At 60.3% G+C, this 21632-nt stretch carries 20 protein-coding genes; 16 read left to right on the top strand and 4 right to left on the bottom strand.

Annotation, left to right across the window (positions count from 1 at the left end):
- Nucleotides 1-275 precede the first annotated feature (275 nt).
- The 7 genes from NKI08_RS19945 (at nt 276) to NKI08_RS19915 (ending at nt 11135) form a co-directional block, all read left to right on the top strand.
- Complete coding sequence (locus tag NKI08_RS19945; RefSeq protein ID WP_352771649.1) at nt 276-3404, top strand: PAS domain-containing protein; 3129 nt, start codon at nt 276-278, stop codon at nt 3402-3404.
- A 373-nt stretch (nt 3405-3777) separates the two neighbouring features.
- Nucleotides 3778-6615 (top strand): sensor histidine kinase, encoded by a 2838-nt coding sequence (locus NKI08_RS19940; protein ID WP_352771676.1) that lies wholly within the window; start codon nt 3778-3780, stop codon nt 6613-6615.
- The gene (locus NKI08_RS19935; RefSeq protein ID WP_352470618.1) at nt 6612-7253 is read left to right on the top strand and encodes a response regulator transcription factor; all 642 of its coding nucleotides are present in this window, start codon (nt 6612-6614) and stop codon (nt 7251-7253) included. Before NKI08_RS19940 ends, NKI08_RS19935 begins: the two co-directional genes overlap by 4 nt.
- Nucleotides 7254-7255: 2 nt before the next feature.
- The gene (locus tag NKI08_RS19930) at nt 7256-7645 is read left to right on the top strand and encodes a response regulator (RefSeq protein WP_352470617.1); all 390 of its coding nucleotides are present in this window, start codon (nt 7256-7258) and stop codon (nt 7643-7645) included.
- A complete protein-coding gene (locus NKI08_RS19925) occupies nt 7635-8318 on the top strand; it encodes a response regulator transcription factor (protein WP_031211078.1) in 684 nt (227 codons plus the stop codon). The genes NKI08_RS19930 and NKI08_RS19925 overlap by 11 nt, the downstream gene beginning before the upstream one ends.
- A gap of 560 nt (nt 8319-8878) precedes the next feature.
- The gene (locus NKI08_RS19920; RefSeq protein ID WP_502893737.1) at nt 8879-9859 is read left to right on the top strand and encodes an alpha/beta fold hydrolase; all 981 of its coding nucleotides are present in this window, start codon (nt 8879-8881) and stop codon (nt 9857-9859) included.
- Between the two features lie 526 nt (nt 9860-10385).
- Nucleotides 10386-11135: a glucose 1-dehydrogenase gene (locus NKI08_RS19915; protein WP_352771644.1), complete on the top strand. Its 750-nt coding sequence runs from the start codon at nt 10386-10388 to the stop codon at nt 11133-11135.
- Between the two features lie 230 nt (nt 11136-11365).
- Here the strand turns inward: NKI08_RS19915 and NKI08_RS19910 are convergent, their stop codons facing one another.
- Complete coding sequence (locus NKI08_RS19910; RefSeq protein WP_352771642.1) at nt 11366-11614, bottom strand: DUF680 domain-containing protein; 249 nt, start codon at nt 11612-11614, stop codon at nt 11366-11368.
- 371 nt (nt 11615-11985) lie between these two features.
- Between NKI08_RS19910 and NKI08_RS19905 the strand changes: the two genes are divergently transcribed.
- The 9 genes from NKI08_RS19905 (at nt 11986) to NKI08_RS19865 (ending at nt 17782) form a co-directional block, all read left to right on the top strand.
- Complete coding sequence (locus NKI08_RS19905; protein WP_352771640.1) at nt 11986-12777, top strand: alpha/beta fold hydrolase; 792 nt, start codon at nt 11986-11988, stop codon at nt 12775-12777.
- A gap of 66 nt (nt 12778-12843) precedes the next feature.
- A complete protein-coding gene (locus NKI08_RS19900; RefSeq protein ID WP_352449837.1) occupies nt 12844-13602 on the top strand; it encodes an SDR family oxidoreductase in 759 nt (252 codons plus the stop codon).
- A gap of 46 nt (nt 13603-13648) precedes the next feature.
- Nucleotides 13649-14050, top strand: coding sequence for a cupin domain-containing protein (locus NKI08_RS19895; protein WP_352743658.1), 402 nt, complete (start codon nt 13649-13651; stop codon nt 14048-14050).
- A 51-nt stretch (nt 14051-14101) separates the two neighbouring features.
- A complete protein-coding gene (locus tag NKI08_RS19890; protein WP_352771637.1) occupies nt 14102-14749 on the top strand; it encodes an HD domain-containing protein in 648 nt (215 codons plus the stop codon).
- Nucleotides 14750-15015: 266 nt separating this feature from the next.
- Entirely contained in the window at nt 15016-15537 is a 522-nt protein-coding gene (locus NKI08_RS19885) for a carboxymuconolactone decarboxylase family protein (protein WP_352502533.1), read from the top strand.
- An 8-nt stretch (nt 15538-15545) separates the two neighbouring features.
- Complete coding sequence (locus tag NKI08_RS19880) at nt 15546-16112, top strand: CBS domain-containing protein (protein WP_352771674.1); 567 nt, start codon at nt 15546-15548, stop codon at nt 16110-16112.
- A gap of 127 nt (nt 16113-16239) precedes the next feature.
- A complete protein-coding gene (locus NKI08_RS19875) occupies nt 16240-16974 on the top strand; it encodes a sensor histidine kinase (protein ID WP_352771635.1) in 735 nt (244 codons plus the stop codon).
- A 52-nt stretch (nt 16975-17026) separates the two neighbouring features.
- The gene (locus tag NKI08_RS19870; RefSeq protein ID WP_352449832.1) at nt 17027-17308 is read left to right on the top strand and encodes a GNAT family N-acetyltransferase; all 282 of its coding nucleotides are present in this window, start codon (nt 17027-17029) and stop codon (nt 17306-17308) included.
- Nucleotides 17309-17350: 42 nt separating this feature from the next.
- Nucleotides 17351-17782, top strand: coding sequence for a DUF1810 domain-containing protein (locus NKI08_RS19865; protein WP_352771633.1), 432 nt, complete (start codon nt 17351-17353; stop codon nt 17780-17782).
- A 67-nt stretch (nt 17783-17849) separates the two neighbouring features.
- On the opposite strand, the gene NKI08_RS19860 is transcribed toward NKI08_RS19865, so the two are convergent.
- Genes NKI08_RS19860 through NKI08_RS19850 form a run of 3 tightly spaced genes read right to left on the bottom strand, consistent with a single transcriptional unit; the run spans nt 17850 to nt 21624 of the window.
- On the bottom strand, nt 17850-18761 hold the full coding sequence (locus NKI08_RS19860) for a pirin family protein (protein ID WP_352771631.1): 912 nt from the start codon (nt 18759-18761) through the stop codon (nt 17850-17852).
- 26 nt (nt 18762-18787) lie between these two features.
- The gene (locus NKI08_RS19855; protein ID WP_352771629.1) at nt 18788-20305 is read right to left on the bottom strand and encodes a mechanosensitive ion channel family protein; all 1518 of its coding nucleotides are present in this window, start codon (nt 20303-20305) and stop codon (nt 18788-18790) included.
- 23 nt (nt 20306-20328) lie between these two features.
- Nucleotides 20329-21624 (bottom strand): cytochrome b, encoded by a 1296-nt coding sequence (locus NKI08_RS19850; protein ID WP_352470602.1) that lies wholly within the window; start codon nt 21622-21624, stop codon nt 20329-20331.
- Nucleotides 21625-21632: the final 8 nt, after the last annotated feature.

Below are 21632 nucleotides of genomic sequence, written 5' to 3'. Positions count from 1 at the left end.
GCAGCCGACGAAGAGGCAGCCGAGCGTCTTACCTGTCCGGCTCGTATTCCCAGTGGTAGGTGTTGATGCATCGATCCGCGTCGCTCCTCGCGCGAGGCCATCGTTGGGGCCCCCGCAGCGCGATAACTCCGCGCAATGCATGGATTTCCATGAGATGCAGCCGAGGCATGGCGGAACTAGATTTAGGCGGTGAGTTCGCCTGTCCAGATATTGAAAACAAGTGCTATATCAAGCGCTGACCGTCCCAAGGCTTTTTTGTCCGACAGGAGAAGCCAATGACAGCAGCGTCCAACTCACTTGACGAAATCGAGCCCGAAGCAACGCTAGCGCTGCAAATCATCGAGAGCATGCCCGGCCACGCGTGGGCAGCCGATGCCGCCGGAAGATTCACCTATGTCAGCCCAAACACGCTGGCGTTCCTCGGCAACATGCATGAGGATCTCAACACTTCCGAAGACGACGATGATTTCGGCTGGCGTCGAGCCGTCCATCCCGACGATTATGATCCCGTAGCCGCCAGATGGCGGCATTGCCTCGAAACCGGCGATCCCTATGATACCGAGCATCGCCTGCGGCGCGCCGATGGCGTCTATCGCTGGTTTCGAAGCTCAGGACGACCATTTCGCGATAGTCAGGGGCGCATCGTTCAATGGTACGGCACGACAATAGACATTGAGGACCAGAAACGGGCCGAGTCAGCATTGCGTGACCGGGAGCGGGAACTTTCGCAGCTCGTGGACATGGTCCCGAGTCACATCTGGCGGCTCGATCCAGACGGCGAGCCGATCTTCTTCAATGGGCGCATGGTCGACTTTCTCGGCCTCGATGTAGCGGATCTGGACCGACCGGGCATGAGCCGGCTGGCGGTGATGATACAGGCCGCCGTTCATCCGGACGACGCGGCAGCATTCGGCGATGCACTTCGTGGTTGCTTCGCTACCGGTGCGAGCTTCGCCATGCGCTATCGCCTGCGCCGTGCCGATGGCGTCTATCGCTGGATGTCGAGCCGGGCGGAGCCGATGCGCGATGGCGCTGGCCGCATCGTCCAGTGGTACGGCCTCTGTCACGACATAGACGATCAGATGCACGCCGAAGCGGCGTTGCGGCAGAGCGAGCAGCAACTTCAGCACATGATCGACGCCGTGCCGGTCCGCATCTGGAGTGTGATGCCGACCGGCGGGCCGGTCTACTTCAACAAGCGATACCAGGACCATTTCCGCTCCGTTATCGCGAACTTTGACGCGCTCGGCGAGCCGGGAATCGAAACGTTGCTGCACGAGGTGATTCATCCCGAAGATGCGCCCGAGGTGCAGCGCACGTTGCTGCGGTGTTTCGAAACTGGCGGCGGCTCCGCGATGCGGTTTCGCTGGCGCGAAAAAGACGGCACCTATCGCTGGGCTGAGTGCAGGGTCGAGCCGCGACGCGATGACGACGGAACGGTCGTGCAGTGGTACGGGGTTTCTCTCGACATCGACGATGAGGTGCGCGCGCAGGCGGCGTTGCGCAAAAGTGAGCGGCGCCTTCAGCAGCTGATCGACACCGTGCCCGCTTTGATCTGGAGTACGACACGGGAAGGGACGCCTTCCTACGTCAACAAACGGTTCACCGATGTAACCGGGGCCACGCTCCACGACATCACCGCCCCGGACGGCTCGCCGTCGCTGAGCGTGATCCATCCAGACGATATCGACACCGCACGGCAGGCGATCCGCCATTCATTCGCAACGGGCGTGCCTTACGTTCAGAGATATCGCCAGAGGCGGGCCGATGGCGGCTATCGCTGGACCGAGACTCGCGCCGAGCCGCTGCGCGACGAAGATGGCAGCATTCTCCAATGGTACGGCGTGAGCGTCGACATCCATGACCTGGTGACCACGCAAGCCGCGTTGCACGACCGGGAACGAGAGCTCTCGCAGCTCGTCAACATGGTTCCGAGCTACCTCTGGCGGCTATCTCCCAACGGTGAGCCGACCTTCTTCAACAAGCGCCTGATAGATTTTCTCGGCCTGGACATAGCGGACGCGGAAAAGCCGGACACGAGCCTGCTGGCGGCCTTCATTGCCACCGTCGTCCATCCCGACGATGCAGCCAGCCTGAGGGAAGCACTCGACAGCTGCTTTGCCACCGGCGAGCGATTCTTCATGAAGTATCGCCTGCGCCGTGCCGATGGCGTTTATCGTTGGATGGAGGGCCGCGCGGAGCCGCTGCGGGACCAGGGTGGACGCATCGTCCAATGGTACGGCCTTACGCACGACATCGACGATCAGCTGCGCGTCGAAGAGGCGCTGCGCGAGAGAGAACGGGCTCTCTGGCAGCTCGTTGAAACGCTGCCGGCAATGATCGATTGCGCCGCGCCGGATGGCGAACCGATATATCGCAGCCAGCAGCTCCGCGAATTCCTCGGATACAATCTTGAGGAATTGGACGAAGCGGGAAAGTCCCGGCTGGCTGGCACACTCGACGCCGGTGTTCATCCCGACGACCTGACAGGTGTCAAAGAGAGATATGCCCATTGTCTGTCCACAGGCGAGCCGTATGCGCGACGGCACCGTCTGCGGCGCTTCGATGGTGAATATCGCTGGGTCGAGACGCGCGCCGCGCCGATGCGCAACGCTGAAGGCGCCATAGTGCAGTGGAACGTTATCTGCCTCGACATCGAAAATGAGGTGCAGACACAAGAGGAGCTTCGGCTGGCACAAGAGAGACTTGCGCGTGCGAGCCAGGCGGCGAGCCTTGCCGAACTCTCCGCATCCATCGCTCATGAGGTGAACCAGCCGCTGGCCGCCATCGTCGCCAACTCCAACGCATGCCACCGTTGGCTGTCCGCCGAGCCCCCGAACGTCGAGCGCGCGAAGATCACGGCCGAACGTATCATCCGCGATGCCAACTCGGCGGCGGATGTCGTCAGCCGCATCCGTGCCTTGTTCAGACCTTCGCTTGAAATGAGAACCAGCACGCCGATCCCCAGCGTCGTTGCCGAAGCACGTGACCTTATGGCCGAGGAAGCCATGCGGCGTCGCGTTCGCATGGACATCGACGTCGAAAGCGACCTTCCGCTGGTTGCGTTCGATCGCGTCCAGATCCAGCAGGTCCTGGTCAACCTCATTCGCAACGGCATGGAGGCGATGGACACCACGGCGGGCGACAAGGTTCTCGGAATGCGCGTGCGCCGGATAGAGGACACGATCCAGACCGAGGTCAGCGACCGAGGCCCGGGTATCGAACGTCCCAACAAGATATTCGAGCCGTTCTTTACAACGAAAGGGAACGGAATGGGCATGGGGCTCGCGATCTCCCGTTCGATCATCGAGTCTCACGGCGGACGCCTTTGGGCGGAGAATAGCGTGCCGCGTGGGGCGATATTCATCTTCACCCTCCCGGTTGAAGCGAAAGCTGCGCAATAACTGGCGGCGCTCAGTTAGCGCTTGGTTTTTCGGCTCTCGGTGAAGGGGCGCCGCCGCCCCGTGCAATGCATGGATTTCCATGAGGTGCGGTTGGGGCGTGGCGGGATTAGGGTGGCGACGTGAGTCCGTCAGCCCAGTCCAGCTATCAAGAGCAAGTGCTACACGAAGCGCCGACAATCTCCAGAGTTTGTTTGTCCGTTAGGGGCACCCGATGACGATAGCGCCCAACTCACTTGGCGAGACCGATTCCAGCGCAACGCTCGCGTTAGCGCATGACTTGAACCGATCCGGACCGGGAAGTGGCCGACCTTTCGCGACGAATGAACCGGGCCTGATTCGCGGCAACATGATCAGCGATCTTGGAAGAGGCAGGTTGTCGCGCGTCTGGTCGCACCGTCCCCAATTCCTGCATCTGGGGCTTTTTATTACGGCCTATGTCCTGGGCTGCGGCTTCGCCCAGTCGCTCGCAATCATACCTGGAACAGGGATTTCCATTTGGCCTCCGAGCGGGCTTTTCATCGCTACTCTTGTCTTCGCCTCCAGGTATAGCTGGCCGTGGTGGGCGCTGGGGGCCTGTGTGGCAGAACTGTTCAGCAACTTCTTGTGGTTCCACACTCCGCTGCCCGCGGCCTTCCTGATCTTTGCCGGCAACGCTCTTGAAGCGGTGGCCGGCGCATGGCTTGTGAACCAGACCTGCAAGCGCCCAGTTCGGCTGGAAACGTTGCAGGACGTTCTCGCATTCGTCGTACTGGCCGCTGGAATTGCGCCAGTTGCAAGCGCAACGGTGGGAAGTGCGGCGCTTGCTTGGTTTGGCATACAATCGCAAACCTTTGTGGCGGCTTGGCCGCTGTGGTGGATCGGAGACGCGACGGGAGTCCTGATCGTAGCGCCACTGGCGCTGGTCGTGTTCCAGAACTGGCGCGGCAAAGCGCAGCTCTCGGCAGCGCGATGGATGGAAGCTTGCGTCCTGGGGCTGATCTTTCTTGGTATCGCCGCCCTTTCCTTGAGCGGCTATCTGCCCTTCGCCTACATCATCATGCCGCCTCTTCTTTGGGCCGCGGTGCGTTTTGAGTTCAGAGGCGCCGCCGTAGCATTGACCGTCCTCGCTCTGATCACGGCGGTATTCACGATATCCGGCGCCAGCCAATTTGCCGGCGATCCCGAGTCCCAGAAGCACAACCAGATCATGCTGCAGCTTTTTCTGGCCATCTCTGCATTTTCGGCGCTCGTCGTGGCCGCCATTTCCAGGCAGCATCAGGCGGCGGTGCTCACTTTGCGCCAAAGTGTGGAGACCTTGCGGGAGCGGGAGCGAGAACTCTCGTTGCTGGTCGAAATGATCCCCGCTCACATCGCCCGCATGGCGCCCAACGGCGAACCAACCTTCTTCAGCAAGCGCACGACAGACTATATCGGCCTCAACGACATCGCGGACTGGGACGAGCCGGGCACGAGCCGCCTGGCGACCGTGGTCGCGGCAGCCGTCCATCCCGACGATGGACCCAGGATGAGAGAATGGCTCAGCCGCTCGCTCGCCACCGGCGAACCCTATCCCATAAGGTATCGCCTGCGTCGCGCGGACGGCGTGTACCGCTGGAGGGAGGGCCGCGCCGAGCCGCTGCGGAACCAGAGTGGGGCGATCGTGCAATGGTACACGGCCAGCATCGACATCGACGATGAGGTGCGTGCGCAGGAGGCATTGCGCGACCGGGAGCGGGAGCTCTCGCAGCTTGTCGACATGGTTCCGAGCCACGTTTGGCGCCTGACGCCGGACGGCGAGCCGACCTTTTTCAACAAGCGAATGGTCGACTTTCTCGGCCTTGACGTAACGGATTTGGACAAACAGGGCATCAACCGGCTGGCGGCGATGATAGCGGCCACCGTCCATCCGGACGACGCAGCAGCATTCGGCGATACGCTCAGTCACTGCCTTGCTACCGGCGAGCGCTTCTCCATGAGGTATCGCCTGCGCCGCGCCGATGGCGTCTATCACTGGATGTCGAGCCGGGCAGAGCCGATGCGCGATCACGCTGGCCTGATCGTGCAGTGGTACGGCCTCTGTCACGACATAGACGATCAGATGCAAGCCGAAGAGGCGCTGCGGCGGAGCGAATTGCAGCTTCAGCAGATGATCGACGCTGTGCCGGTCCGCATTTGGAGCGCGGTGCCGACCGGCGGGCCGGTCTACTTCAACAAGCGATACCAGGACCATTTCCGCGCCGTCATCGCCAATTTCGAAACACTCGGAGAGCCGCGCATCGAGGAATTGCTGCAAGAACTGGTTCATCCCGAAGATGCTCCCGAGGTGCTGCGCACGTTGCTGAGCTGTTTCGAAACAGGCGGCGGTTCCGCGATGCGGTTTCGCTGGCGCGAAACAGATGGCTATCGCTGGGCGGAGTGCAGGGTGGAGCCGCGGCGTGATGAAGACGGGGCGGTTGTGCAATGGTACGGGGTTTCCCTCGACATCGACGAAGAGGTGCGCGCCCAGGAAGCGCTGCGACAAGCCTCCGACAAACTCGCGCAAGCCACTCAGGCTGCAAGTCTCGCCGAGCTTTCCGCTTCGATCGCGCACGAGGTGAATCAGCCGCTGGCCGCGATCGTCGCCAATTCCCATGCATGCCACCGTTGGCTGTCCGCCGCCCCTCCGAACGTCGAACGCGCGAAGATTACGGCCGAGCGCATAATCCGGGACGCCAATTCGGCGGCGGACGTCGTCGGCCGCATCCGCGCGCTGTTCAAGCAATCCACCGAGACGAGGACCAATGCGACGCTCAGCAGTGTCATCACAGAGGCACGCGACCTCGTGGCCGAGGAAGCGATGCGGCGGGGCGTTCGCACCAGCGTTGATGTCGGAAGCGACAGTCCGCTAGTCGCGTTCGATCGCGTCCAAATCCAGCAGGTTCTGGTCAATCTCATCCGCAACGGCATGGAGGCGATGGACTCTGGTGCGGATGACGGAGTTATCAGCATCCGCGTGCGCCATATCGGGGATGTTGTCCAGACCGAAGTCAGAGATCGCGGCCGGGGCGTCGAGTTTCCCGACCGGATATTCGAACCGTTCTTTACCACGAAAGAGCAAGGGATGGGCATGGGACTGGCGATCTGCCGTTCGATCATCGAGTCGCACAGCGGGCGTTTATGGGTCGAGAAGAACGAACCACGTGGAGCGACGTTTATCTTCACGTTGCCGATTGAAGCGAAAGCGGCGTCATGACGACGGACGGCCAAATTGTCTTCATCGTAGATGACGATGAACGCATTCGGGAGGCGCTCAGTGAGCTGCTGGCTGCACACGGCATGTGTGCCGTAGCGTTCGGATCGGCGGGCGATTATATCCGCGCTGACAAGCCGGACGTCCCTGCCTGCCTCATCCTCGATATCGAGTTGCCGGATATTAACGGCCTCGATCTGCAGCGGCAGATTGCCGAGGGCGATCATCCACCGATCGTTTTCCTGACGGGACATGGCGATATCCCGTCCTCGGTGCGTGCGATCAAGCACGGCGCCGTGGATTTCCTGACTAAGCCCTTCAGCGATGCAGACCTCATGGCCGCAATCCATGCGGCGATTGCCCAGGATCGGGTACAGCGATCGGAGCGCGCCGAGCTGGGCGTGTTGAAGCAACGTTATCTCGAGCTGACGCCGCGCGAACGTGAGGTGCTGCCGCTGGTGGTCAGCGGTCTGCTCAACAAGCAGGCGGCCGCTGAACTGGGGATCAGCGAAGTTACGCTGGAAATTCATAGAAGGAACGTCATGCAGAAGATGGTCGCGGCGTCGCTCGCCGACCTCGTTCGCATCGCCGAGCGATTGGGAATACCGATCACGCACTCGCGCCGGGCAGGGGGGAACTGAGGGTGAGCAAGCGGAGGCCTGTCGTGGCGATTGTCGACGATGACCCAAGACTGCTCGAGTCGCTGGAGGACCTTCTGGAGTCCGCCGGCTATGTGGCCCGCAGCTTCTCGTCGGCAGGGTCGTTGCTGGTCAGCGGCCTGTCTGGATTGGACATGCTTATCACCGACATCGGGATGCCCGGCATGGACGGCTTTGAACTTCGCGACTTGGTCAAGAAGGCGCGTCCGGATCTGCCTGTGTTCCTGATCACCGGCCGCCACGAGATAGTGGATCAGCACCGCGCCAAGGGCATTGGCAGGCTTTTCCGCAAGCCGTTCGATGGCCAGGCACTGCTTGCGGCGATCGGCGACGCTTTGCGCAACCCAGAAACGGAGGCTAAACATGAGAGTTGACCAATTGCCCTTACCGAGATCGACGCCGTCATCACAGCAGCGAAGGGCTGAAGCCGAGCAGCCGCTGGTCATTATTGTCGATGATGATGCCTCTGTTCGGGAGGCGCTGTCTGAATTGATCCTGTCGGCGGGTTTCCTGCCGGTGTGCTTTACCTCAACCCGTGAATTGCTTGACGCCGACGTGTTGGAGAGCCCCGGCTGCTTGATCCTCGACGTGCGCATGCCAGGGACGAGCGGTCTCGATCTGCAGCACCATCTTGCGAAAAACGGCAACCCCAAACCCATCATCTTCCTGACCGGGCATGGCGACATCCCGATGACTGTCCAGGCGATGAAGGCCGGCGCCGTGGACTTTCTCACCAAACCGGTGCGGGATCAGACGCTGCTTGACGCTGTGATCGCCGGCATTGCGGTGGATGCCAAGCGGCGGGCGGATGCCGTGATCGTCAAGCGCAACATCGAGCGCGTCGAGACGCTGACGCCGCGCGAGCGCGAGGTCCTGCGTGAAGTGGCGCGCGGGCGCCTCAACAAGCAGATCGCCTTCGACCTCGGCATCAGTGAAGTGACGGTCAAGCTTCACCGCGGCAATGTCATGCGCAAGATGGAAGCCGCTTCCATCGGTGAGCTGATCCGGGCGTGGGAAACGCTGCCCGCGCCGATGCGCGAGGTCTAGAATTTGGCACAAGCCGATCCATGCCCCATCCAATAGGATCGCCCGGCGCGCCGGGCCATTTCAGGTGCTTTCTCAGCGCGCCCAGGCCTTCCTGCCTGTTCATACGCTCGTGCTGCTGCGGGTGATCCTGATGTACATCGGTGGTCCTGTTTGGTGTTTCGCGGCAAGGCCCGCGCCAAACATCGGTTACTACTGAGCGGCGCTCTTTGGCAGCGCCAGCCTGACCGAAAAACTCGCAACATTTCATGCAACAGCAACTGACGCCGGCCATGCCGCGTCGGTCCCCGCGCCGCTACCCAAGCCTAATTGACGTGTGTCTATAAGAGCTTGCCTTAGCCCGGCCCTATCTTCGGCGTGCCTGCCCTGCACCTTGGCATCCTATGACAGATGCCTCCGTAGAGTAGGTTCGCGGCCCGGATCGGTGCATCCTGTTCCTCGCAAGCCATCACGACCGTCGCGTTTCTACCGCTCCTCGCTCGCTCCTCCCCGAACGCGACCGCTCAGGCCGACTCGACGGTCGTGATGGTGAGCAGGATGTTCAAAGCACATGGATGGACATGATGAACAAAGACGGACTTTTCTCCGTCGGCGGATCTCGCCGCGATGTCATGTTGGCAGGCCTGATCTCTACGGCAGCCGCCGGACTGCCCCGCGCTGCTTCGGCAACGAGCCGAAAACAAAACCTTCCCTCTTCCCCCTCAATCAAAGGAACCAAGACGATGAGCACCATCACGACCAAGGATGGCACCGAAATCTACTACAAGGATTGGGGCAAGGGTCCTGTCGTCACGTTTTCGCACGGCTGGCCGCTGAATTCCGACGCCTGGGACGGCCAGATGCTCTTTCTTGCCCATAACGGCTTTCGCGTCGTTGCGCATGACCGGCGCGGCCATGGCCGATCGAGCCAGGCCACGTCCGGCAACGACATGAACGGCTATGCGGATGATCTTGCAGCCGTGATTGAGGCGCTGGATCTCCGGAACGCCACGCTGGTCGGCCATTCGACCGGAGGAGGCGAGGTTGCTCGCTATATCGGACGGCACGGGACGAAGCGGGTGGCCAAGGCTGTTCTTATCGCCGCTGTTCCGCCGATCATGGTGAAGACGCCGGCCAATCCGGAAGGCCTGCCGATCGAGGTATTCGACGGCATAAGGGCTGGCCTCGTCAAGGATCGGTCGCAGTACTACCGGGACCTCGCACCGTTGTTTTATGGCGCGAACAGGCCAGGCGCGAAGGTTTCCCAGGGGACTCTGGATCAGTTCTGGCTCTGGAGTATGCAGGCGGGTCTCGTGAACGCGTACGAAAGCGTCAAGGCGTTCTCCGAGACCGATTTTACCGAGGACCTCAAGAAGTTCGACGTGCCAACCCTCGTCCTGCATGGCGAAGACGACCAGATCGTCCCCGTCAAGGACTCGGCAGTCAAGTCGGCCCGATTGATCAAAGGCGCAAAGGATATCTATTACCCCGGCGCGCCCCACGGGATCACGGCCACGCACCAAGATCAGGTCAATGCTGACCTGCTCGCCTTCATCAAAGGATAGCACACCCTCAGTCACGACCGCATGTTCTCCGCAATCCTTGGAGCCGCCGATGACCACCTTTGGCAATATTTCGCGCGCCCTTAACCCCATTTCGGGTGGCGCGCCAGGTCAAACCTTGTGCGCTCGCATAGGCGAGCGGTGGCCTGAATGCCGGTTCTGTCGGCTCATGTCCCGGATTGTGGAACCGAACCACTGCGCCATCGAGTTAGAGCGCTGGCAAAGGCGCGAAACATATGCTGCGATAGGGCTGCCATTCGAGCAACTTCGCCTGTGCAGCGCGGAGGCGATCGCCGGCGTTCGACACTACGTCGCGCTGTCGGGGGTCGCCGCCGCGCGCTTGTTCTGCCTTGAAGGCCAAAGCGCTCCTCCAAAACGTCAAACTGGCTAAGCGCCGGGAGTTTATCAATCGGTAGCCGTTTGCGATTGCCGCTCATTTTGGCGGTCTCAATTCGGCGTGAAACTTTCTTGGCCAGCAGTTGCGACTATCGCAGCAGCACCGGCACTATTTTTCGAAGACAGGAACGAAATGGGCGCACTATCAGGCAAGATCGCGGTGGTCACCGGCGGAAACAGCGGGATCGGACTATCGGCTGCAAAAATCTTTGCGGCCGAGGGCGCGCAAGTCGTCATTACCGGCCGCCGGCGGCAGGCGGTCGAGGAAGCGGTCGCACAGATCGGGGCAGGCGCGCTGGGCATTCAGGGAAATGTGGCCGACGTGTCGCACCATGACGAGGTAGCGCAACAGATCCGCCAGAGGTTCGGGGCGCTCGACATCTATATGGCGAACGCCGGCATAAACACCATCACGCACTCGGCCGACGTCTCCGAGGCAGAATATGATGCGCAATTTGCCGTCAATACGCGAGGCGTCTTCTTCGGCGTCCAGAAACTGATTCCGGTCATGCGGAATGGCGGCGCAATCATCCTCACAGGCTCGCTGGCCAGCGAGAAGGTGCTGGACGGTCATGCTGTTTACGCGGGCTCGAAGGCGGCCATAAATGCCTTTGCGCGCGCTTGGGCGATCGAACTGAAGTCTCGCGGCATCCGGGTCAACGTGCTCAGCCCAGGTCCGGTGGATACGGCTATTCTCGATAAGCTGGGCATACCGTTTGAGCAGCGCGGGCTGTTTGAAAAGGCGATGGCAGAGGCAATACCCCTGGGCCGGATGGGGCAGCCGGAAGAGTTGGCAAAAGCCGCCCTGTTCCTTGCCTCGGACGCGAGTAGTTTCGTAACGGGCATCAATCTGCGGGTCGACGGCGGGATGGCAGTGCTCTGAGCCACGACTGCGATGTCGTCGCGCCAATAGACTTCCGAATAAATGGCTGAGCAATCGGTCTTCCTCACGACGATTTTCCGGGAAGCTGCCGCGCGAATCCCGCCAAATAGGTCGGAGGCGAGACGTTTTGTCGACGTGGTGCAAATTGAGCTGCGTAAGCGGCAAGTCGCATTGCAGGGATCGCGCAAGAGAGAAGTCGGCTCGCCGATACGAGGTCACGCCCCGGTCCTTCAATTTTTCTCTAGGTCGGGATCAGTGACCCCAGATGCCCTGGCCATATTCATCGTTGGGAACGGTCGGCTTGCGTGCGGTTTCGGCACCCCGATATCGTTGTTCATTTTTCTGATCGAGAATGTATACATGTTGTCAGACGCAGTCGCAGGCTGCTGGGATCCGTTTGATCCATAGTGGTCGCTTCCGGCAGTGGCGCTTCCTGCTGTAATAACAAGCACGGCGACAGCAAGGACTGTAATTTTCATTTCAGTAACTCCATTGATGGCTTGGATGGTATTCACCCATACAAATATAAATGTCGTGACGCAGCGACACGATCAGACGGTCCGGCTGTTTGATCCATACGAAGGCATTGGGCGATTCAGGCCGAAGGCCAGGGACTATGTCGTTGACGAGAGGAGGCTTTGCGGCGCGCCCTCAGTGTCTGTTCCGGCGACCGCCGACAATGCACACCCGGCATAGATACCTCAATTATGCTGCAGGGCACCTGATCTCCCCGGTGACCTACCCTGCACCTTGGCATTGTATGACAGACCCTTCCGCACAATAGGTTGGCGGGCTGCGTCGGCGCATTCTCCTGAGCATTGGTCACCACAGGCCACACGGGAGAAAGCAAATGCGAAACATAACTCGAGTCCTGGCCCTCACCGCAGCGCTTGCCGCGTCGGGCGGCGGGATGGCGCAGGCCGCGAATTCTCAGCCCAAGCCGACGATCGTACTGGTGCACGGCGCCTTCGCGGAATCGTCGAGCTGGGATGCAGTCATCACCAAGCTCAGCAAAGACGGTTATGTAGCGATAGCCGCAGCTAATCCGCTCCGCGGCGTTGCCAGCGATGCGAAAGCAGTCTCAGCCATCGTCCGGTCGGTTTCCGGGCCGGTCGTGCTGGTGGGGCATTCCTACGGCGGGCCTGTCATCACCGAGGCCGCCAACGGCAATCCCAATGTGAAGGCATTGGTCTACGTGGCGGGTTTCGCGCCGGATACCGGCGAATCGAGCCTTACGTTGTCCAGCATGTTTCCCGGCAGCACCTTGGGGAGCGCGCTTGCTCCAGTCGCGTTGCCGGACGGCGGACAAGACCTCTTCATCGAGCCGGCCAAGTTCCGCGCCCAGTTCGCCGCCGACGTTCCGCAAGAGCAGACTTTGCTGATGGCTGCCACTCAACGCCCTGTTGCGCAGGCGGCTCTGGCTGAAGCCTCGGGCGTCGCCTCGTGGAAGACGCTGCCGTCCTACATGATCTACGGCTCGGATGACCGCAACATCCCGGCAGCCGTCATGAGCTTCATGGCCAAGCGTGCGCACGCGGTAAAGACCGTCGTCATCGAGGGTGCGTCCCATGCGCTCATGGTTTCGCATCCCGACGGGGTCACGTCACTCATCGAGGATGCTGCTGCATCGGTCAGTCAGTAGCAGGCCGGAAACGCCCAGCATCCGATCGAGCAACGAAAATAGACACGCAACACCAGGAGACCAGACATGAAGATCGTCGTCATCGGCGGAACCGGGCTGATCGGTTCAAAGACCGTGGAGAGACTGCGAAACAAAGGCCACGACGTACTTGCGGCGTCGCCGAATTCGGGCGTCAACACCGTTACGGGAGAGGGTCTGGCGGCCGCGCTTGCCGGTGCGCAGGTCGTCGTCGACCTCGCGAACTCGCCGTCGTTCGAGGAAAAGGCTGCCCTGGAGTTCTTCTCGGCATCCGGGCGTAATCTTTTTGCCGCCGAAACGGCCGCCGGCGTCCGTCATCACGTGGCGCTGTCGGTCGTCGGTACCGACCGGCTGCAGGGCATGGGCTATTTCCGCGGCAAGTTGCTTCAGGAAAAGCTGATCAGGGAGTCCGGAATTCCCTACACCATCGTTCACGCCACTCAATTCTTCGAATTCACCGCCGCCATCGCAAACACGGGCGCCGTCGGGGATACCATTCATATGTCGCCGGCCTACTTCCAACCCATGGCGGCTGATAATGTTGCCGATGCGATGGCGGACGTCGCGCTTGCCGCGCCGTTGAACGGCATGATCGAAATTGCCGGCCCGGAGCGTGTTCGCATGAGCGAACTTGTCGAGCGCTTCCTGAAGGCCACCAACGACCCGCGTAAAGTCGTCCCGGATCCCGGCGCGCTCTACTACGGCCAAGTGGCAATCGACGATCGAACGCTGGTGCCCGGCGAGAACGCGCGCATCGGCGCCGTGCGTTTCGATGATTGGCTCAGCCGATACACACCACCGAAGTAAGTAGTCATCGGATAGGCCCGCCATTCGCACAACAAGGAGACCAGACATGATCAAAACACTTCTCTGCGCCGCGCTCGCCGCCGCTTCCGTCACCGCAGCAATGGCCAATGACGCCGCCAGCGTGAAGCTTGTCTACGACCAGGCTCTGCCAAACGTGCCCGGCAAGAGCATGAAAGCCGTGCTCGTCGAGTACGCGCCTGGGGGTACGTCGCCGGCTCATACCCATCCCAAATCCGCGTTCATCTATGCCACGGTCCTGCAGGGGGCGATCCGAAGCCAGGTCAATGACGGGCCGGTGAAGACTTATCGCGCCGGCGAGAGTTTCTCGGAATTCCCTGGCGACCGTCATGCCGTCAGCGAAAACGCCAGCAAGACGGAAGGCGCTCGTCTGCTTGCTATTTTCGTCGTCGACACCAGCGAGACGGAACTGACGACGAACGCGAAATGAAATCGTAGCCCCCAGGACCATCGGGGCGTACGCGAAGGGACGGTCAGTGACATGAATTCGATCGCCATCCGCACACTTGTGGGGATTTTGGTCCCCGATACTCCGCTTGTTGGCCGAGCGATCGAACATGCCCGCGCTCGATGTGAACCCTACCTGTTCAACCACGTGGTCCGATCCTGGCTTTTCGCGGCCCGGATCGGACAGATTCAGAATATCCAGCACGACGCGGAGGTTGTTGCGGTTGCAACCCTGTTGCATGACGTCACGCTCAATGAGGACTTCGCCGGGCCGCGCCGTTTCGAAGTGGAAGGCGCCGATCTCGCCCGCGCCTTCGTTCGGGAGGGCGGCTTCGACGAGCGGCGCGCCCAATTGATCTGGGACAGCGTCGCCCTCAACTCGACGCCGTCGATCGGCCTCTACAAGGAGGCTGAGGTGGCGCTGTGCACAGCCGGCATCTGCCTCGATGTCGTCGGCTTGCAATACAGCCTCGTTTCGTCAGCCGAGATTGCAAAGATCGTTGGCGAATTTCCGCGCCTCGGGATGAAGCGGCGGATGACGCGATGCTTTTGCCATATCGCCGAGATCAGGCCCGAAACCACCTACGACAACTTTGCCCGGGACTTCGGCGAGCGCTTTGTTTCAGGCTACAAGGCGACTTCGGCAGTTGATCTTGTGATGAACGCTCCCTTTGAAGAGTGAGGGCAGTTTCGATCCAGGTTCTATCGACACCGGTCGGTTCAGTCTTGCCCTTCAAGTGACCCAAACGCTGTGCGTCTGTCGGATGCATGCGGCAAAGCGAATTGCCGAGGGCAGCGGTCAGGTGCCAATTTCCACCTCCTATACTTCGGTTTAGGCGCCCCAACCCAATCGAGTGGCAATACATATCATCGGCACGATAGCAACAGTTCGTCTCACCGGTCATCCTTACGCTGCAATGGATTGCAAACACCTCAAGGAGATAAGTAATGAATATTGCAGCGCCACCGGTCGCTCCGAAAGGAAAAGCCGTCGCCCAACGCGCGAGTTATGCGGAGCAGTCGCCGGAACTTCTGAAGAAATTTATTGAATTTCTTGGTGCGACGCGAGAGGGGTCGATCGAAGAGCCAATCCGCGACCTTGTTGCAGTCCGAGCCGCGCAGCTGAACGGGTGCACCTTCTGCCTCGATATGCACGTCAAACAGGCGAAGATCCATGGCGAGCGCGAACTGCGCCTTTACCACCTGGCAGCTTGGCGGGATTCGACCTTGTTCGTTCCTCGCGAGCGCGCAGCCTTGGCATGGACGGAAGTCTTGACCAAGCTGCCCGAGCAGGGTGTCCCCGACGAGATCTACGATCGGGTCGGGTCGCAGCTTTCCGAGAAGGAAATCTCCGATCTGACCTTCGTTGTCATGGCGGTCAACTCTTGGAACCGTCTGAACATCGGCTTCAAACCCGTCCCGGGCTCGGGCGATGCGAAGTTTGGCCTGAGCAAAGCAGCACTGAGCTAATCTTTGGAATGGGTCAGAATGGCGCTTGTTTGCGCGCCATTCTGACCGGCCGGACGAAGGCGCCGAGCTCGGCGACCAACACTGGAACCGATCCCAGCCCCGCGGCCGCGGCCGCGAGGCGCTCTCAGGAGGGCGTCATGCGAATTGACAGTCTGCATCCAGTAATATCGGCCCGTCTCATGGTGGTCGATGTCGACGCTCCACTCCGCAGTGCGGCACTCTCACTTTCCAGGCCCGCAATAGGCCTGGTCGTGGTGTGCCACGGCAGTGGGGAGGCGGCAGGCGTGCTGAGCAAGTCCGACCTTGTCCGCCATCTGGCGAATTCAGGGCCAACAGAAGCGCCGATTGCGGCATTGATGAGCCGGTCCATCGTGTCCTGTGGTCCCGATGATGATCTTCATTCAGTCTGGCAGACCATGGCCGCGCAAGGCCTGCAGAATGTGCCGGTGCTCGGGGCCGACTCGAAACCGCTAGGCGTCCTCGATATCCGTGATGCGATGAAGGCGCTCTTCAAACAAGAGGAACTGCAGGAACGGCTGCTTGCCAACTACATCAGCGGGATCGGCTATCAATAGAGCATCGTCTCGCGATTGAATATACGGAAGTATGTATCGGCGTCTTCTTAGATATAATGGAAAATAAAAGCCATAAATTATAGCGTGTTGAAGCCAATAGGTGCCGACTTAGCCAGCGGGGAACGAAATGTTTCGTCCGGACATAAAAGAAGATGTCTTCGACGGCCCGCCCGATGGCCCTGGAAGTGGTATGTCCGTGCAAATGTCGACGGCCGGCATCGTCCATGACCTGGGCAATCTCATTCAGGTCGCCTCGTCGGCGTTGAACCACCTGGCCCGCGATCCGAGCATCCAAGCGGCTCCGGCGCTCGGGCCTGTAATAGCCGGCGCCAAAACGGCTTTGGAGCGGGCTGGTGGCCTTGTCCGGCAAACCATCAGCCTGGCCCGAGAGAGCCACGTGGAAATCGAATACACAAACCTAGGTGCTTGCCTGGCTGAGATCGAAACCCTCGTACGGAGCGCCTTGGATGCCAATTTCGGTCTTGAGCTTCGGGTTGGGTCCGACCTGCCTTTGGTGAGATGCGATCGCTTTGGATTGCAAAATGCGGTTCTGAATCTTCTGTTCAACGCGCGCGATGCAATGCCTGACGGCGGTTTCATCTCGATCGATGCCGGCTTGGCCTCTGAAAACTCTGCCGCCGGTCAGGTAGACATCCGCGTCGCGGACAACGGTATCGGGATGACCAGCGAGACGATGGTCTGCGCCTTCGATCCGTTCTTCACCACCAAAAACGAAGGCCTCGGCGGCGTCGGTTTGCCGATGGTGAAGCACTTTGCGGAGCAATCAGGCGGAAGCATCGATATTCAGAGCACACTTGGGGCAGGCACGACCGTCACTCTGCGGTTGCCTGCGATGCGATAGCGGCCCGCCAATCTGCCTCCGGTGACACGTGACATACAATCGAGAGATAAAGATGGATGCACAAGTCGTCGAAAACGTCCAACAGCACCGTTTCGAGCTGCCGATCGCCGGTGATATGTTTGCGGCGGCCTATTATCGGCTCGAGGGCGGGAAGGTTGCGCTGATACACACCGAAGTCCCGTCGGAATTTTCCGGACAAGGGATCGCGTCGCAATTGGCCCAAGGAACCTTCGAACTGCTCCGCAAGACCGGCCGTAAAGCGATCTTGAAATGTCCCTTCATGAGCCGCTTTTTCGCCAAGCACCCGGACTATGCAGATGTCGTCGGCGGCTAGTCATGGGCACGAATGTCGAGGGTTTCCCAAGGATCTATCCAAATGCCTGACGAGTATGATTTGCAGAGATTCGTCAGCGCACAGGATCCGGTCTACGACGACGCGCTGGCCATTCTACGTCGAGGGATGATGTGCACTCCCTACATGGAGTTCATCTTCCCAAGGTTGGCCACAAGGCGAAGTGGTACAGCGCCTGAGCCATATGCAATCACATCGCTCGACGAAGCCAGCGCCTATCTCTCGTTTCCGATCCTCGGAGGCCGTTATCGGGAATGCGTTGGCACCCTGCACCGGCTCTCCGGCCTAAGCGCTCGCGCTGTCTTCGGTGACGTTGATGCGAAGAAGTTGCACGCGTCCCTCACGCTGTTTTCCGAAGCAAGCAACGACGAGTTCCTGCTCGAGACAATCTTCGACGTTTGGTTCGACGGTTTGCTCGATGAGGAAACGATGAACGATCTCTACTTGATATCGTAGTGGTCTGCCTGCGCCACCCGGCGTAAAGCTGTCGCGGCGCTGAGGTCACCATCCGCTGCCTTATCCCTCACACGCTGCCATCTGGCAGAGGCATGAGCTCGTGCTCTCCCGGCACGCCGGGGAAGCGGCGTTCGCGCCAATCCGCCTTTGCCTGCTCGATCCGTTCGGCTGAAGAGGAGACGAAGTTCCAAAAGATATGACGTGGCTCGGCCAGGGGCTCACCTCCTATCAGCATCAGTCTCGCCGCATGGAAGGCAGGCGCCTGGAGCACAATCTCAGCGCCGGGCGCCAGAGCTACTAATTCGGCCTCATGAAACGTACCGAACTGGCCGACAATTCCAACCTCACCGGCGACGATGTAGATCGCACGCTCACGGTGTTCGGGTTTCACCTGGTAGCGCGCGCCGCTCGTGAGCACAATTTCGGCATAGACCATGTCGGAGAACGTCCTTACCGGCGAGACCAACCCGTCGGACGCGCCGGCGATCAACGCAAACTCGACGCCGTCGGTACAGATCCTCTGTATTTCGGGAGCGCCAAAATGTGCGACGTCGGCGGCAATTTCTTCATAGCGGGAGGGGAGGGCGATCCAAGCCTGAGCGCCGAAGAGATTGCTTGCCGACGCCCGGACTTCCGGTGGCGTGCGCTCGGAATGGACGATGCCCGACCCGGCCGTCATCCAGTTGACCTCGCCAGGACGGATGGTCTGCACTTTTCCCAAATTGTCGCGATAGACGATCTCGCTATCGATCAGGTAGGTCACGGCCGCAACGCCGATATGCGGATGCGGTCCCATATCGAAACCGTGACCTGCGTCGAATATAGCGGGGCCGAAATGGTCGAACAGGATGAAGGGCCCGATCATCAGGCGATCCGAGGACGGCAATACGCGCCTTATCTTCAGTCCGTCCGCAAAATCACGGATGGCTGGCTGGATGAGTGTATCGATGCCTGTGATACCGCTTTGGCGGACGGTCATGGATCTCTGTCCTTCTGCATGCCTTGTCAGCCAGGTGCTCGAACGCGCTTGAACGGAGCGGCTCGAAAGACTGTCTGAATGGCTTTGAGGAGCGCGAATTTGGAGCTCGCGTGGTGCTGTCCGGCGATGCCGCTTTCATTAGAAGCCGACACCCTCATCGACAGGATCGCGGCAAGATCTTCGGCCATTTCGGGCCTGTCGTGCAGCAGCGGCGCAAAGCTTTCCTGGTCTATGTCGTAAACCGTGACAGGGGTCATTGCCCGCAAACTCGACATCTCGCCAATACCGGCGAGCAAGCCGGTCTCGCCGAAGAAATCGCCAGGTGCAAGCCGGGAGATCTCCTGCAGTTGATCATCGTCCTCGCCAATTTGCCGGACGATGACGCCCGTCCGAACGATCATGAGCGACGGCAGCATCTCTCCCTGTCGTGCGATGATTTCGCCCGTATGGTAGGTGCGAACCGAGGCCGCTTTGGCGAGCGAATCCTGCTCGGTATCCGTTAGCGCCGAGAATACCGGTATGGAATTGATGAGTTCGATCGGGGTGAAGCCTTGGGAGGCCGCCGTCTCGTGGCCCGGCCGGTTGGTCATGGCAATCGAGCCCGAAAATGGCTCCGCCAGCAGCATGCCGGTCGACTTTGAATGGCGATAAATGAGATCGAAGATTTCGTTCCGAGCGGCACTTCGCTGGTCGATACTTGCGACGCGAAAAAACAACTCGATCTCGATAGCTGCGGCATCCAGGCTTCTGATGGTGACCGAAGGCGAAGGGTCCTGGAGGATCGAATTGCAGCTCAGCAAGACAGTGCGCATGAGGTCTACGATGATCGCCGGCGTCTTCGTTGGCGCCACCTTGACGGTTACGGCAAGTCCATGGCTCTCGTCCGGACCGCTTAGATTTGTTACCCCGATCTTGGCGAGAAGGCTGTTTGGCAGCGCCACGACATTGTGTGTCGGGGTCAGAAGTTGGGTCGACCGCCAATTGGTCTCGACAACGCGGCCTTCGGTTCCGTCGCCCAGAATGATCCAGTTTCCAAGCACGTAAGGGCGGCCGAGGTTAAGCGCGATCGCCGAAAATACGTCACCAAGCGTATTCTGGAGCGCCAGTCCCAGGATGACGGCAAACACGCCCGACGTGGCAATGAGCGTTCCGACCGGCACTGCAAAGACAAACGCCAGGATCGACAGGAACATTCCAGCGTAGACGACACCGACCACGACGTCCTGCAGGAGACGTGCCTCGCGCGGCTTTCGCTCGAAGACGAGATAGATACGGACAAATCCGATCAGCGCCCAGGCAAGGTGAACCCACCAGAGCAGCTTGACCGAGCCGATGAGGATCGCTCCTCCGGTTGTCTCGTTGTCCCCTGCGGCCTCGTACGGCACGACGCGCAGGTGGAGAACCATGGCCGACATCGCGACGAAAAAGGCGAGTTGGACGACCAGCTTCGCATTGGCGAAGCGTCTGGGGATGAGAGACCAAACGACGATCCCGGCGAGGCCGAGCAACACGATGTAGACCAGAGGAGAGTTCCACCAGTTCATGAACGATCACCGCGATGCCCGGTTCAACGTTTGGTCTCCGGCCCGGCGATCGGGCCTCTGGCGCTGGCCTTGTCTTTTTCGAGAACTGCTTCGGTGATCGAATTCGGCAGCCGTCGCGGCTTTTCGATCAGCCCGAGCACCGGCATGGCGATGATGAAGAACGCAAAATAGTAAAGCGTCGCCAGTTGGGACATGACGACGTATGCGCCTTCCGCCGGCCGGGAGCCGAGCCAGCCGAGAAAGAGGGCATTGGCAACGAACAGCCAGAAGAGCACCCTGTACCAGGGCCGATAGACCGCCGAGCGCACCTTCGAGGTGTCGAGCCACGGCACCAGGAACAGCACGGCGATCGAGCCGAACATCGCGAGCACGCCGCCGAGCTTGGAATCGATCGGCCCGATATTGAAGGTGATGGCCCGCAGGATCGCGTAAAACGGCAGGAAGTACCATTCCGGCACGATGTGGGCCGGCGTCTTCAGCGGATTGGCGATGCTGTTGTTGTCGGGATGGCCGAGGTAGTTCGGCAGGTAGAAGACGAAATAGGCGAAGAAGAACAGGAACACGAGGATGCCGAAGGCATCTTTGACGGTGGCATAGGGCGTGAAGTCCACGACATCGGTTTTCGATTTGACCTCGATGCCGGTCGGATTGTTCTGGCCGACGACGTGAAGCGCCCAGATATGCAAGGTCACCACGCCCACAAGCACAAATGGCAGCAGGTAATGCAGCGCAAAGAAGCGGTTCAGCGTCGGATTATCGACCGCGAAGCCGCCGAGCAAAAGCTGCTGGAGCCAGTCGCCGATCAGTGGGATGGCGGTGAAAAAGCTGGTGATGACAGTAGCGCCCCAGAACGACATCTGTCCCCAAGGCAGCACGTAGCCCATGAAGGCCGTCGCCATCATCAGCAGGAGGTTGGTGCAACCGAGCACCCACAGCAGCTCACGCGGCGCCTTGTACGAACCATAGTAGAGCCCGCGGCAGATGTGGAGGTAGACGGCAATGAAGAAGAACGACGCGCCGTTGGAATGGAGATAGCGCAGCAGCCAGCCCGAATTCACGTCGCGCATGATCTGCTCGACCGAGTTGAAGGCCAGCCCCGTATCAGGGGCGTAATGCATCGCCAGCACGATGCCGGTCAGGATCTGTGAAACCAGCATGATCGTGAGAATGCCGCCGAACGTATAGGCATAGTTCAGGTTGCGCGGGACGGGATAGACGATGAAGCTGTCATAGACCAGCCGCGGCAGCGGCAGGCGGGCGTCGAACCAACGTTCGATTCTGGTTTTGGGCGTATAGGTCGAGTGTTTGCCGCCGCTCATCGAAATGC

This window comes from Mesorhizobium sp. M0768, assembly GCF_040320195.1.
Taxonomy (GTDB): domain Bacteria; phylum Pseudomonadota; class Alphaproteobacteria; order Rhizobiales; family Rhizobiaceae; genus Mesorhizobium.
Note: the sequence above shows the minus strand (reverse complement) of the source record. Positions and strands in the feature narration are given on the sequence as shown.